The 13,516-nt window shown below is 67.9% G+C and carries 12 protein-coding genes; 11 read left to right on the top strand and 1 reads right to left on the bottom strand.

The genetic code is table 11. The annotated features are described in order from the left end of the window. The first annotated feature begins 415 nt into the window (after positions 1–415). From E6K79_10105 to ybgF, 10 genes are all read left to right on the top strand, one after another. Positions 416–802 (top strand): hypothetical protein, encoded by a 387-nt coding sequence (locus E6K79_10105; GenBank protein ID TMQ63422.1) that lies wholly within the window; start codon positions 416–418, stop codon positions 800–802. A gap of 262 nt (positions 803–1,064) precedes the next feature. Next, positions 1,065–1,868, top strand: a complete 804-nt coding sequence (locus E6K79_10100; GenBank protein TMQ63421.1) for a hypothetical protein — start codon at positions 1,065–1,067, stop codon at positions 1,866–1,868. Positions 1,869–1,961: 93 nt separating this feature from the next. Continuing rightward, a complete protein-coding gene (locus E6K79_10095; protein TMQ63420.1) occupies positions 1,962–3,311 on the top strand; it encodes a homoserine dehydrogenase in 1,350 nt (449 codons plus the stop codon). Further along, positions 3,308–4,366, top strand: a complete 1,059-nt coding sequence (locus E6K79_10090) for a threonine synthase (protein TMQ63419.1) — start codon at positions 3,308–3,310, stop codon at positions 4,364–4,366. The genes E6K79_10095 and E6K79_10090 overlap by 4 nt, the downstream gene beginning before the upstream one ends. Then, a complete protein-coding gene (gene thrB, locus E6K79_10085; protein TMQ63418.1) occupies positions 4,363–5,292 on the top strand; it encodes a homoserine kinase in 930 nt (309 codons plus the stop codon). Before E6K79_10090 ends, thrB begins: the two co-directional genes overlap by 4 nt. Positions 5,293–5,307: 15 nt before the next feature. Next, complete coding sequence (locus tag E6K79_10080; protein TMQ63417.1) at positions 5,308–6,525, top strand: aspartate kinase; 1,218 nt, start codon at positions 5,308–5,310, stop codon at positions 6,523–6,525. 22 nt (positions 6,526–6,547) lie between these two features. Beyond that, entirely contained in the window at positions 6,548–7,303 is a 756-nt protein-coding gene (locus E6K79_10075) for a TonB C-terminal domain-containing protein (GenBank protein TMQ63416.1), read from the top strand. Next, complete coding sequence (locus tag E6K79_10070) at positions 7,287–8,603, top strand: Tol-Pal system beta propeller repeat protein TolB (GenBank protein TMQ63415.1); 1,317 nt, start codon at positions 7,287–7,289, stop codon at positions 8,601–8,603. Before E6K79_10075 ends, E6K79_10070 begins: the two co-directional genes overlap by 17 nt. Before the next feature lie 83 nt (positions 8,604–8,686). After that, positions 8,687–9,208 (top strand): peptidoglycan-associated lipoprotein Pal, encoded by a 522-nt coding sequence (gene pal / locus E6K79_10065; GenBank protein TMQ63414.1) that lies wholly within the window; start codon positions 8,687–8,689, stop codon positions 9,206–9,208. After that, positions 9,205–10,008, top strand: a complete 804-nt coding sequence (gene ybgF / locus E6K79_10060; GenBank protein TMQ63413.1) for a tol-pal system protein YbgF — start codon at positions 9,205–9,207, stop codon at positions 10,006–10,008. Before pal ends, ybgF begins: the two co-directional genes overlap by 4 nt. A 2-nt stretch (positions 10,009–10,010) precedes the next feature. Here the strand turns inward: ybgF and E6K79_10055 are convergent, their stop codons facing one another. Continuing rightward, on the bottom strand, positions 10,011–10,871 hold the full coding sequence (locus tag E6K79_10055; GenBank protein TMQ63412.1) for a class I SAM-dependent methyltransferase: 861 nt from the start codon (positions 10,869–10,871) through the stop codon (positions 10,011–10,013). Here E6K79_10055 and clpB point away from each other — a divergent pair. After that, entirely contained in the window at positions 10,870–13,494 is a 2,625-nt protein-coding gene (gene clpB, locus E6K79_10050) for an ATP-dependent chaperone ClpB (GenBank protein ID TMQ63411.1), read from the top strand. The genes E6K79_10055 and clpB overlap by 2 nt on opposite strands. Positions 13,495–13,516: the final 22 nt, after the last annotated feature.

The raw sequence follows: 13,516 nt of genomic DNA, 5'->3' as shown, positions 1-13,516 counted from the left end.
GAGCGACTGGACTGGCTCGACCGGCCGTAGGACGTGACGCTCACGAAATCGATCTCATGGGGGATCGGGATCGCCCGCATCAGGTCGGCCACGAAGAAGATACAGCCGTTCAGCACCCCGACCAAAAGGGGCGTCCCTTCGGGATGATCCCGCGCGATCTGCTTTCCCAGCTCGCCGATGCGGCGCTGGATATCGGCCGTTCCGATCAGGACTTCCATGGGCGGGGGTACCCTCTCCGAGAGTGAATCGCGGCGGACTCTATCACACCCCGGCCCCGGGCTGTCAAACCGGCTGGGGATCGCCAGTTCTGGCGAAAGTACGCATGGAAATTGCCGATAGTCGCGGGAGATCGGGCACAGCGCCGTTGGCGCGACGTGCGCCCCGCTCGCGCGGGAACGTTGGGGAGGGAACTCCGATGCCGAAGACCATGACGGAGCGCCGGGACGGGCAGCGGCGCCGCACCGACCGCCGGGCCGCGGGCCGGATGGAGCACCAGATGTATTGGATGCTCTGGGGGATCGGCCTGCTCAACTACACCGACGCCGCCCAGACGATCTTCCTCCTGCACGCCAAGCTCATGGTCGAGGCGAACCGCCTCATGGCCGTCCTCCTGGAGCACTCGCCCTACGGATTCTGGATGTACAAGACGCTCGTCCCCTCCCTGGGCTGCGTCCTCCTGTGGCGCTTCCGGAAGCGGGTGAGGTGGCTTTATGGCGCCGTCATTACCGTCTTTGCGGTCTACATCACGATCGTGATTCGCAGCTTCCTCTACATGCTGCTGCCGGGCGTTCCCACGATCTAGCCTCCCGATCGGCCCGCACCGCCAGTCACAGTGCGAATTTCCTCACCATGGCAAATCGCTACATTTCTCGCCGACCGGCCCGTCTCACCCACACGAGGGAATCCGCCGGAATCCATCGCAACCATGTATGTTAATTAAACTTAACTTGGATGCGAGGGTGCCGGTCGAGGTAGCATAATTCTGCAATCCCGCATGGCATGAGAAGTGCTCCTATCCCAAGTAAGACTCCGCCTGGTGCGGATGGGGGAAGGAGGGCAATCCAATGAACGGTCCTAGCTACTTGAAGCTTGCGGCGCGCCCCGAGGGGCGTGAGGCAGTCCATCAAGAGGACGTTGGCTACTTCTTCATCAACAACTTCCTCCTCTCGAGGATCGATTCGGACATGCCGTCCGACCTCGCCGAGTACGACGAGGACGTGAACGTCTATACCGCGGCGCTGCTCTCGGGCGTCGTCTCCGGACGCGAGGATCTGCTGCGCGCCGACCTCGTCTCGCCCCGCGACGCGGATGTGTTCGCCCGCGTGCAGGACAGCAAGGACCAGCGCTACCGCTACCGCGTCTACAAGGCGAACGCCGACTTTCTCTACGTCTCGCTTGGCGTTTTCAGCGAGGCCTCGACCGGGCTCGACCCCATGCGCGCTTCCGACGGCGAAGCCAACCGGCTCACCGGTCGCGGAAAATCCTACTACCAATTCGCGTCGGCTTACGCCGAGCGGCTCTACGGCTCCAAGGCCGGAATCACCGAGGTGATGGACAAGCTCTCGCGGAATTTCGAGGCCTACACGAAGGTGATGACCTGGATGAGCGGCGAGTACTTGAACCTCGTCCGGCGGTTGAGCGAGGGCGAGGTCTTCCACATCGAGCGGCAGGCCCAGGAGCGCTTCGAGGACGAGCACCGGCGCAGCACCTGGAACGCGCTCCTCGACGGCTACGTCGATTGGCAGAAGACGCACGCCCGGGATGCCCGCCGGCGCCTCGCGCGCGCGGCGCGCGAGCTCAAGCGGATCGACCCGTCCTTCTCGCTCAAGGTGTTCCGCGAGAAGTGGGGGCCGCCCCGGCGCGGCTAGCAGGCCCACGCGGCGTAGAGGCCGGGTTCGCCCGGCCTCCTCCGCCCCGCGTGTTTGACACCCTCCCGACGGTCCATTAGGTTGGACCGGCTCATGGCATCCCCCATCCGGCTCGGAATGATCGGCTGTGGCGTCGTCGGCTCCGGGCTCCTTCGCCTACTGCTTCAGCGTGCCCGCGACGTGGAAACGGCCGTCGGCGCTCCGCTCCGCGTGACCCGGATCGCGGTCGCGAATCCCAAGAAGAGCCGTGAAGTGGACCTGACCGGCATCGAGGTCGGCGCCGACGCGATGGCCGTCGCCGGATCGGAGGACATCGATCTCCTCGTGGAGCTCATGGGTGGAGCGGAGCGCTCCCTCCCGCCCGTCGAGCGCGCGCTCACGCGGGGGATCGCGGTCGTGACCGCGAACAAGCACCTGATCTCCCTTCACGGGGCCTCTCTGGAGACGCTGGCGGCGCGCTCGGGGGCGACCCTCCGTTACGAGGCCTCGGTCGGCGGCGTGATCCCCATACTCCAGTCGCTCGACCACGGCCTTCGCACCGAGCGATTCACCCTCCTCGTCGGGATCTTGAACGGAACCACCAACTACATCCTCTCGACGATGGAGCGGGAGGGGCGGGACTTCGCCGAGGCGCTCGAGGCGGCACGGAAGCTCGGTTTCGCCGAGGCCGACCCGTCCCTCGATCTCTCCGGCGCCGACACGGCGCAGAAGCTCACGATCCTCGCCCGGCGCGCGTTCCGCGTTCCGCTCGAGCACGGCTCCGTCCCCACCGAGGGAATCGTGGGCATGGAGCTGGAGGACCTCCGGCAGGCGGACCGCTTCGGCTACACGGCGAAGCTGCTCGGGATCGCGATCCGGACGCCGGCGGGGCTCGACCTCCGGGTCCATCCGGCCTTCATCCCCAAGCGCTACCTTCTCGCCACGGTGCGGGACGAGTTCAACGCCGTCTACCTGCGGGGCGAGGCGGCGGGCTCGATGCTCCTCTACGGAAAGGGGGCGGGCGGCCAGGCGACCGCGCAGGCGGTCCTCGGCGACGTGATCGCCTCCGCGCGCGAGTGGTCGTGGCGGAGGGCTGCCGGGGTGATGGGCGCGGGCGGTCCCGGGGAGGCCAGGGCGACCGCGGGGAAGGGCAACGCGGCGCGAGCGGATCGGGAACGCGAGGGCGATGAGCGGCTCCCGCTCGACGAGGTGCGCACGAAATACTACCTCCGCCTGCTCGTCGAGGATCGTCCGGGCGTCTTGGCGCAGGTCGCGAACCGCCTCGCCGCGGCCGGCGTCAGCGTTGCGCAGGTGTTTCAGGAACCCGGGGTGCGGGGCGAGGCCTCGATCACGATGCTGACCCACGAAGCGAGGGACAAGGACGCGCGCGACGCCGTGAAGGGGATCTCCGAGCTCCCCACGATCCGAAAGACGCCCCGCGCCGTGCGGATCTTCGACATATGACCGCGTGGCGCGGCGTCATCCTCGAGTACCGCGATCTCCTCCCCCCGATTCCCGATCACGCGGTCGTCACCCTGCTCGAAGGGAACACCCCGCTTGTCCCCGCCCCGTCCCTGGCCAAGCGGATCGCGCCCGGGCTCGATCTCTATCTGAAGTTCGAGGGGTTGAATCCCACCGGCTCCTTCAAGGACCGCGGCATGACCGTGGCGGTCTCGCGCGCGCTCGCGGCCGGCGCGAAGGTGATCCTCTGCGCCTCGACGGGGAACACGTCGGCCTCCGCCGCGGCCTATGCCGCCCGCTGCGGGCTTCGGTGCGCGGTCCTCATCCCGGAGGGCCAGGTCGCGCTCGGAAAGCTCGCCCAGGCGATGGTCCATGGCGCGAGGGTCGTTGCGGTGCGGGGAACTTTCGACCGGGCGCTCGAGCTGGTGCGCTCGCTTTCGGGCGACGGCTCGATCGCCGTCGTCAACTCGATCAACCCGGATCGGATCGAAGGGCAGAAGACGGTGGCCTACGAGATCGCGGCGGCTCTCGGCGGCCGCGCGCCGGACGTTCACGCGCTCCCGGTCGGGAACGCCGGCAACATCACCGCGACCTGGAAGGGCTACCAGGAGCTCAAGCGGCGCGGGGGCGGCGCCACGCCGCGGATGCTCGGCTTCCAGGCCGAAGGGGCCGCGCCGATCGTCCGCGGGGAGCGCGTCGCGGAGCCCAAGACGCTCGCCACCGCGATCAAGATCGGGAATCCCGCGTCCTGGAAAGGGGCCCTCGAGGCGCGCGACCAATCCGGAGGCTCGATCGAGATCGTGACCGACGAGGAGATCGTCGCGGCCTACCGCGCGCTCGCCGACGGGGAGGGCGTGTTCGTGGAGCCCGCGTCGGCGGCCGGTGTGGCGGGGCTTCTCAAGCTCGGGGCCCGGGGCGCGCTCTCCGGGGTTCGCACCGCGGTCGCGACCGTGACCGGCCACGGGCTCAAGGATCCCGAGCGCGCGGTCCAGGTCTCGCGGGCCGTGGAGACGGTCGAGGCCGATCCCGCCATCCTCCGGAAGGCGCTTCTCGGATGAGGCGCTCCCGGGCCCGCGCGTGGTCCGCGACCGTGCCCGCGTCTACCTCCAACCTCGGTCCAGGGTTCGATTGCCTGGGGCTCGCGATCCGGCTTCCGCTCGTCGCCGTGGCCCGCCGCATTCCCGAAGGGTTCCGGATCGAGCGTCGCGGGGAGGGAAGCGATCTCCTCCTCGACCCACACCGCGACCCCATCCTGACGGCGTTTCGCCACCTCTGCCGCCTGGCCAAGGCGCCGGTCCCGACCGTCTCCCTCACCGTGCGCTCGCGCATTCCCGTGGCTCGGGGGTTGGGATCGAGCGCGGCGGCCATCGTCGCCGGGCTCTCGCTCGCCAATCACTGGCTTGGGCGCCGTTTCTCGGTCCTCGAGCTGTTCCACGAGGCGGTGCGCCTGGAAGGCCACCCCGACAACGTGGCCCCCGCGCTCTTCGGCGGGCTCGTGCTCTCCATGCCGCGCGAATCCGGGGGCGTCGAGCCGATCCGCCTTCCGCGCCCTCGCGGCGTCTCGATGACCCTGGTCGTTCCCGACTTTCGCGTAAGCACCGCGAAGGCGCGCGCGATACTCCCGAAGACGATCGCGCTTCGGGACGCGGCCGCGAACACCGCGCGGGCGCTGGCGCTTCTCCATTCCTTCACGAGCGGCCGTGTCGATCTCGTGGCCGAAGCGCTTCGAGACGTGTACCATGTGCCGCGCCGCGCGCGTCTGATCCCCGCCTTCGACCGGGTCGTCGATGCGGGTCGTCGCGCCGGAGCGTACGGCGTCACCATCAGCGGAAGCGGACCCACGCTTCTGGCGCTGCATGCTCCCGGGAAGGGCGCGCGCGTCGGCGCGGCAATGGTCCGCGCGTTTCGACGCGCCGCCGTGAGCGCGCGCGCGATCCCGGGACGGGTCGCGGATCGCGGCGCCGTATCCCGCACTCTCGGCTAGGAGCGCCCTCGAAGCGTGCCACTGCTCGTCCAGAAGTACGGAGGCACCTCGGTCGGGACGCCCGAGCGGATCCACCATGTGGCCGAGCGCATCGTCCGCACGCGGCGCGCCGGCACGGAGTTGGTCGTGGTCGTATCCGCCATGGCGGACACCACCGACGATCTCCTCGAATTGGCCGGGAAGGTCTCGAGCAATTCGCACCCCCGCGAGCTGGACATGCTCCTGACGTCGGGGGAACGGATCTCGATGGCCCTCGTGGCCATGGCTGTAAACGACCGCGGACAGGAGGCAGTCTCCTTTACCGGCTCCCAAAGCGGCATCGTCACCGATACTTCGCATACCCGCGCTAAGATTTTGGAGGTGAAGGCCGATCGTATACGGGAGGAGCTGAAACGCGGGCGAGTCGTGATCGTTGCGGGGTTTCAAGGGGTTAGTCGGGATCGGGAGGTGACGACGCTCGGGCGGGGCGGCTCCGACACCACAGCCGTCGCGCTCGCCGCCGCACTGGGGGCGGAAGCGTGCGAGATCTACACCGACGTCGACGGGGTCTACACGGCGGATCCCCGCATCGTGCCAAACGCCCGGAAGCTCGCGGAGCTATCGTACGACGAGATGCTGGAGCTGGCCTCGCTCGGGGCGAAGGTTCTCCACAACCGGTCGGTCGAGATCGCGCGCCGCTTCCGCGTCCCGATCCACGTGCGCTCGAGCTTCAACTGGAACGAAGGCTCGCGTATCCGAAAGGGTGACCTGATGGAACAGGTTGTTATCCGCGGCATCGCGTACGACGCGGAAGTGGCCAAGATCGCCCTCTTGGGCGTCCCGGATCGGCCCGGCGTCGCGGCAGAGATCTTCCGCGAGGTCGGCGGCCACGGGGTGAACGTCCGGATGATCGTGCAGGCAAGCGGCGCCGACTCGAAGAACGACGTGACGTTCGCGGTCGGCTCGCACGATGTCCGCACCGTGCTGCCGATCGTCGAGGAAGTGCGCAAGCGCTTGGGTGCCCGGGCTTTCGTCTACGATCCCGACGTGGCCATCCTGTCGGTCGTGGGCGAGGGCCTCGCGACCTCCGCCGGGACGGCGGGGGAGGTCTTTGCCGCGCTCGCGGAGGCCAAGGTGAACATCGAGATCATCAGCACGTCCTCCATCACGATCACCTGCATCGTGCGAAAGACGGACGCGGAGCGCGCGATCCGGTCCTTGCACGACGCGCTCCGGCTGGAGCAGGAGGCCTAACCCAGGGCATGGCGGACCCCCCATGGAGCTGCGCGAAAAGCTATCCATTCGACGCCGGGGCGCTGCCCCCCCGGACGAGCGCACCTCGGCGATCTTCATCGCCATGGCCTGCCTTCTCCACGCGATGCTGCTCGGCTTCTTCGTGAACAAGGCCCGGCTGTCGCGCGAGATTTCCCTACCCGCTTCCAGCGGGAGCATTCGGCGCGCCCAGCTGGTCCGGATCATGCCGCTTCGCACCTTTCCCGCGCCCGAAGCCGCGGCGCCGCCGGTCGAGGCCGAGAAAACGCGTCCCAAGCCGGCCCTGATCAAGCGCTACACGCCGGGAGCCAAGGTGGTCGTGAGAAAGGAGCGGGGACCGACGAAGAAGGGAGCCTCGGACGAGTCGAAGGCCCTGCCGCGCGAGGTCGCGCCCGCGCCGCAGGCCGACCTGACCCCGCGATGGTGGTCCCCCGACTCCACGCGGAGCACCAGCGTCACGGCCGACGGGGATTTTCGATTTGCGTTCTATCTCGCGGCGATCCGGAACAAGATCGGCGCGCAGTGGGTGCCTCCGCCCGGGATGGACGCCACGGGGCGGCGGATCCGCGCCACGGTCTACTTCCGGATCCACAAGGACGGCCAGATCTCGGTCGCCCAGGTCGAGACCACTTCGGGCTACTCGTTCTTCGACCAGACGACGATGCGGGCGCTTCTCGCCGCGACGCCGCTCCCGCCCTTGCCGGCGGGATTCACCGACAACTACCTGGGAGTCCACTTTGGATTTGAATACCAGCAGTAGCGCCCGCGGGCGCGTCATTCCCTGGCTCCTCCTCGCCCTCGCCTTCTTCGGGCCAGCCCCGGCGCGGTCCCAGACGGACGTGCGCATCGGCATCCAGGCTTCGGGCACCGTCAAATCGCCGCTCTATCTCGCGCGTTTCCGCGCGGAGGGCGGCGCGCAGAGCGTGGCCGATGAGGCTCGTGGGGTCGTTCGACACGACTTCGATCTCTCGGGCGTCTTCGCGGTGGCCGACGTCGATCCGCTTCGAGAAAAGCTCACGCCCTCTCCGAGCCAATCCGGAAGCGTGCGCGTGGAGGGCCTGGTCGAGGCGGCCGCGGGGGGAATGTTCCGATTCACGGGCGAGGTGTTCGATCTTGGAACGGCCGAATCCGTGTTCCGGCGCAGTTACCCCTTCGGGGCAAGCGACCTCCGGGCCGTGATGCACCGCTTCAACGACGACGTGCTCGAGGCGTTGACCGGGGAGCGGGGAATCGCCGAGACGAGGATCGCCTTCATACGCCAGGACGGGCGGTACAAGGAAATCTGGGTCGCGGACTATGACGGACAGAACGCCCGGCAGCTGACCCATGACCGAAGCCTTGCCCTCTCCCCGGCGTGGGCGCCGTGGGGAAGCGAGATCGCCTTCACGACGTTCAAGCGCGGGAACCCCGACCTTTACCTGTTTGACCAGAAGCGCGGGGCGTCGTATCCGTTTTCGACCCGGCCGGGGCTCAACACCGCGCCCTGCTACTCCCCCGACGGGAAGTGGATCGCCTGCACGCTCTCGCGTGACGGGAACGCCGAGATTTACATCATCAGCCGCGACGCCCAGACGGCGCGCCGCCTCACCCGGAACGAGCGGATCGACTCGTCGCCCTCGTTCAGCCCCACCGGAAGGGAGATCGTGTTCACGTCGGACCGCTCGGGTTCTCCGCAGATCTACGTGATGGACACCGAGGGCTCGAACCAGCGTCTGCTGACGCTCGAAGGGAAGTACAACGACTCGCCGCAGTGGTCTCCCAAGGGGGACAAGATCGTCTACGCCTCCAGGCACGACGCGGTCTTCGACGTCATCGTGATGGACTCCAACGGGCAGAACCCGGTCCAGATCACCTACGATGCGGGACACAACGAGAACCCGCGCTGGTCCGCCGACGCGCGGAAGATCTACTTCAGCAGCTCCAGGCTGGGAAAGCGCCAGATCTTCATGATGAATCCGGACGGAAGTGACGTTGTTCAACTTACCCAGGGGGAGGACACGTTCAATCCGGCGGTCGGGCCGAGACCCCGGAAACAGACCACTCAGCCCACTTCGGGTTGATTTGTTTTGAGCCGCTATGCTAGGTTGGAAGTAGCTGGAAGTTATTGTCGCCCAAAGGACTGAACCGAATGGGGGAACCAATCATGAGCCGATCGCCAAGCATTGCAACGCTCGTGCTCGCGGCTCTTCTGGCCGCGATCGTCGCGGCTGTGGGCTGCGCATCGTCCAAGAAGGTCTCGACAATTCCGCCGCCTCCATCGGCGCCGGAACAAACCCAGACCGAATCTCCGCCACCGCCTCCGCCGCCGTCGTCCGACGACCAGTCGGAAGCGAAAATGTCGCTCTCGGACGCGTTCTTTGACTTCGACGACGCGTCGCTTCGGGCCGACGCCAAGACGGTCTTGGAGAACAACGCCCGGTATCTCGAGAGCCACGGCAGCGCCAAGGCGATCGTCGAGGGGCACTGCGACGAGCGCGGATCGGTCGAGTACAACCTCGCCCTCGGCGAGCGCCGGGCGAAGGCCGCGAAGGAGTTCCTTGTGAGCTATGGGATCGCCGCGGTCCGCCTCACGACGATCTCGTACGGGAAAGAGCGTCCGTTCGACTCCGGTCACGACGAGTCTTCCTGGTCCAAGAACCGCCGCGCGCACTTCGTCTCGAAGTGATCCGGAAACCTACACTCATACCGGCGGCTGCAGCGCTCTGGATCGCGGGGGCGCTCGCCGCCGCCGGTTGTGCGCCCGGCGGCTACTACAACTCGAGCCGGTCGGCGCTCGACAGCCTGCTCACCTCGCAGGCTGAGCTGATGAAGCGCGTCGGCACGCTGGAGAAGAAGGTGGACGCGACGCGGGAAGGACTCCAGGCGACGCGCGCGAACAACGAAGCGAAGATGGCCGAGATTTCCCAGCGGCTCGACGTGCTCGGGGGCCAACTGGAGGAATCGGGGGCCAAATTCACGCGGCTCGCGCAGAAGGTGGATACCGTCAAGCAGCGCCTGGGCTCCGCCGACAGCGTCCGAGCGGCGCGTGGCGCGACGTTCGACTCGACCGGGACGCCCGACGCCGAGGCGATGTATCAAGCCGCCTACTCGGACGTGGCCGCGGGCCGCTACAACCTCGCCCGCGAGTCATTCCAGACCTACCTGCGGTATTTCTCCGACACCGAGGTCGCCGACAACGCGCAGTACTGGATCGGAGAGTGCAGCTACGCGACCGGGGACTTCGCGGGGGCGATTCCGGAGTTTCAGAAGGTCGTGCAGAACTACCCGAAGGCGGACAAGGTGCCGTCCGCGCTCCTCAAGATCGGGCTCTCGTACTCCCGCCTGAAGAATGCCGACGAGGCGAACAAGTACTACCGCATGCTCATCCAGAAGTACCCCAAGAGCTCGGAGGCCGCGGCCGCCCGGGAGCGCCTGCCGGGTCCGGAAACCGGAGGGCGCCGCAGCAAGACGGCGCGGAGCGGCTAGCTCTAGGGCTTTCTCGCCGCGAGCGTCAGCACGTGCCCGAATCGGGACCGCTTCGCGTGCCAGCGGAGCGTGTTCAGGCCCAACCGCCCGGTGATCGCCCTTCCCCAGGGCAAGAACCACCATCCGACAATCGGGTTGTGCGCGTGAAACTCCGCGACGGCGACGCCGGCCGCCCCGGCGAGTCCGCGGAATCGCGACTCCGATAGATCATCCTCGAATCCGAAAATCCATTTCCCCCGCCATTCCGCGATCTTCTTCCCAAGCATGAACGGCAGGTCGAGCGCGTTCGGGACCATGATGAGCAGGAGCCCTCCGGGGCGCGTCACGCGCCACATCTCCCGCATCAACGCGACCTTTCCCTCGTCGCTGAAGTGCTCGATGACCCCGCCGTTCCAGACGACGTCGAACGAAGCGTCGCGGAATCCCATCCGGAGCCCGTCCTGCCGGCAGTAGTCGGCGTGCTGCTTCAGACGCTCGAAGTGGCCACGCGCGAGGGCCAGCGAGCGGGGGGAGAGGTCCACCAGCGTCACCCGGGCTCCGAGCCCGCCCAGGATCGCGCTCGTTGTCCCCGAGCCGCAGCCCACCTCGCAGATCGCGCGCCCGGCGGGCGGCCCGATCCGCTCGAGGACATGCTCGTGGTAGGCGCGGTGGTCCGGGGCCGTGAGGTCGATATCCGCGTAGCTCAAGGCGACCCGGTCCCAGACTTGGACGAGATCCGATTGCTGGTAGGGGCCCGGACGCGCCATGGAGGGCACGGATTGTCGCACGCGGGAGGTCGCGCTTTCAAGGCGCGCTCGGGCGGCGGTATGATGACCGCGGCTGAGCAGCAGCGGACCCTCCGGAGCGCGCGCAAGACAGACCATGCGATTCGATCGCCTGACCACGAAGAGCCAGGAGGCCCTCTCCGCCGCGCAGAAGGCCGCCGAGCGCGCCGGTCACCCCGAAGTCGGAACCGAGCACGTTCTCCAGGCCCTGCTGGAGCAGAAGGACGGAGCCGTCCTCCCGATCCTCGAAGCCGCCCGGGTTCCCGTCGATCGAATCGAAAAGCTCCTCGAAGAGCGCCTGCGCGCCCTTCCCAAGGTGTCCGGCCGGAGGCAGACCGTCCTCTCGCCGACGATCGGCGAGCTGCTCGAGCATGCCGAGTCCGAAGCCGGGCGCCTCCGCGACGAATATGTGAGCACCGAGCACATGCTCCTCGCCGCGCTCGACCCGGCCGTCTCCTCCCCGATGGGGGAGATCCTCCGCGCCGCGGGCGCGACCCGCGAGGCGGTCTACCAGGCGCTCCTGAGCGTGCGCGGCGGCGAGCAGGTCTCGAGCCCCGATCCCGAAGAGAAGTACCAAGCCCTCGCCAAGTACGCGCGGGATCTCACCGAGATGGCCCGCAAGGGAGCGCTCGATCCCGTCATCGGCCGCGACGAGGAGATCCGCCGCGTGATCCAGGTCCTCTCTCGCCGCACGAAGAACAACCCGGTCCTGATCGGAGAGCCCGGCGTGGGGAAGACCGCCATCGCCGAGGGGCTGGCGCAGCGGATCGTGGACGGGGACGTTCCCGCCGGGCTTCGGGAGCGGAAGCTCCTCGCCCTCGATCTCGGGGCGCTCCTCGCGGGCGCGCAGTACCGGGGGCAGTTCGAGGACCGCCTCAAGTCGGTTTTACGTGAGATTACCCGCGCGGAAGGCCAGGTGATTCTCTTCATCGACGAGCTCCATACGCTGGTCGGCGCCGGTGCCGCCGAGGGGGCGCTGGACGCTTCGAATCTCCTGAAGCCGGCGCTCGCCCGAGGGGAGCTCCACTGCATCGGCGCGACCACCCTCGACGAGTATCGGAAGAGAATCGAGAAGGACGCCGCGCTGGAGCGGCGCTTCCAGCCGGTCCTGGTCTCGGAGCCGACCGTGGAGCAGACGATCGCGATCCTCCGGGGTCTTCGCGAGCGCTACGAGAATTTCCACAAGGTGAAGATCCAGGACGCCGCGCTCGTCGCGGCCGCGATCATGTCGCAGCGCTATCTCCCCGACCGGAAGCTCCCGGACAAGGCGATCGACCTGGTCGACGAGGCGGCCTCCCGGCTCCGGATCGAGCTCGACAGCATGCCGGTCGAGATCGACACGCTCGAGCGGAAGCGGCGCCAGCTCGAGATCGAGCGCCTCGGGCTGAAGCGGGAGAAGGACGCCGCGGGGAAGGCGCGCCGCGGCCTCATCGAGCAGGAGATCGCCGAGACCGAGGCCGAGCTCACGCGCCTCAAGGCGCACTGGGAGAAGGAGCGCGCCGCGCTTTCCAAGATCATCCAGGCGCGCGAGAGGATCGAAGCGCTCCGGCTCGAGGAGCAGCAGGCGGAGCGGGCCGGCGATCTCGAGAGGGTCGCTCGGCTCCGACACGGCGACCTTCCAAAACTCCAACAGCAGCTCGCGGCCGATACGGCGGCCCTCGCCGCGATACAAAAGGATTTGAAGCTCCTCAAGGAGGAAGTCGACGAGGAGGACATCGCCGAGGTCGTCGCGCGCTGGAGCGGCATTCCCGTGCAGCGGCTGATCGAGGGCGAGCTCCAGAAGCTCCTCCACATGGAGGACCGGATCCGCGAGCGCGTGGTCGGTCAGGATGCCGCCGTGCGCGCGGTCTCCGACGCGGTCCGGCGCGCCCGGGCGGGACTTCAGGACCCCAACCGACCGCTTGGCTCGTTCCTTTTCCTCGGTCCGACGGGCGTCGGGAAGACGGAGCTGGCGCGGGCTCTGGCCGAATTCCTATTCGACACCGAGCGCGCCATGATCCGGATCGACATGTCCGAGTACCAGGAGCGGCACGCCGTGGCGCGCCTCATCGGGTCGCCGCCGGGCTACGTCGGGTACGAGGAGGGCGGCCAGCTGACCGAAGCGGTCCGGCGCCGTCCCTATTCCGTGGTGCTGCTCGACGAGATCGAGAAGGCGCATCCCGACGTCGCGCATGTCCTCTTACAAGTGCTGGAAGAGGGGCGGCTCACCGACGGGCAGGGCAGGACGGTGGACTTCAAGAACACCCTCATCGTCATGACGAGCAACATCGGGAGCGATCTGATCCTCGAAGCGGGCGCCGCGTCATCCGAAGTTCTGCGCCCGCGGCTCATGCAGGCGCTGCGCGGCCACTTCCGGCCGGAGCTGATCAACCGGATCGACGAGATCCTCGTCTTCGAGCCTCTCGGACAGGCGGAGCTGCGCCAGATCGTGAGCCTCGAGCTCAGGAAGGTGGAACGCCGGCTTCAGGATCGCGAGCTCAAGCTCGCCTTCGACACGGACGTCCTCGATCTTCTCGCCAAGGAGGGCTACGACCCCGTCTTCGGCGCCAGGCCGCTCCGCCGCGTCATCGAGCATCGCGTGCAGAACCCGCTCGCGCAGGCGATCCTCAAGGGCGAGTTCAAGTCGGGCGACACCGTCCGCGTACGCCTGGCGAAGGACGAGGAGGCGCCGTTCCGTTTCGAGCGCGCGGAGAAGCGCGAGGCGGTCGCCGCGGGGCGATAAAGTCCGCTCCGGGCCATTTCGC

The sequence above is a fragment of the Candidatus Eisenbacteria bacterium genome (genome assembly GCA_005893305.1).
Taxonomy (GTDB): domain Bacteria; phylum Eisenbacteria; class RBG-16-71-46; order SZUA-252; family SZUA-252; genus WS-9.
This window is presented reverse-complemented; position numbering and strand designations above follow the sequence as displayed.

Coding starts and splice junctions, on each gene's coding strand:
- E6K79_10105 (TMQ63422.1), top strand. CDS start 416: ATGCCGAAGACCATGACGGAGCGCCGGGACGGGCAGCGGCGCCGCACC.
- E6K79_10100 (TMQ63421.1), top strand. CDS start 1,065: ATGAACGGTCCTAGCTACTTGAAGCTTGCGGCGCGCCCCGAGGGGCGT.
- E6K79_10095 (TMQ63420.1), top strand. CDS start 1,962: ATGGCATCCCCCATCCGGCTCGGAATGATCGGCTGTGGCGTCGTCGGC.
- E6K79_10090 (TMQ63419.1), top strand. CDS start 3,308: ATGACCGCGTGGCGCGGCGTCATCCTCGAGTACCGCGATCTCCTCCCC.
- thrB (TMQ63418.1), top strand. CDS start 4,363: ATGAGGCGCTCCCGGGCCCGCGCGTGGTCCGCGACCGTGCCCGCGTCT.
- E6K79_10075 (TMQ63416.1), top strand. CDS start 6,548: ATGGAGCTGCGCGAAAAGCTATCCATTCGACGCCGGGGCGCTGCCCCC.
- pal (TMQ63414.1), top strand. CDS start 8,687: ATGAGCCGATCGCCAAGCATTGCAACGCTCGTGCTCGCGGCTCTTCTG.
- clpB (TMQ63411.1), top strand. CDS start 10,870: ATGCGATTCGATCGCCTGACCACGAAGAGCCAGGAGGCCCTCTCCGCC.
- E6K79_10055 (TMQ63412.1), bottom strand. CDS start 10,871: ATGGTCTGTCTTGCGCGCGCTCCGGAGGGTCCGCTGCTGCTCAGCCGC.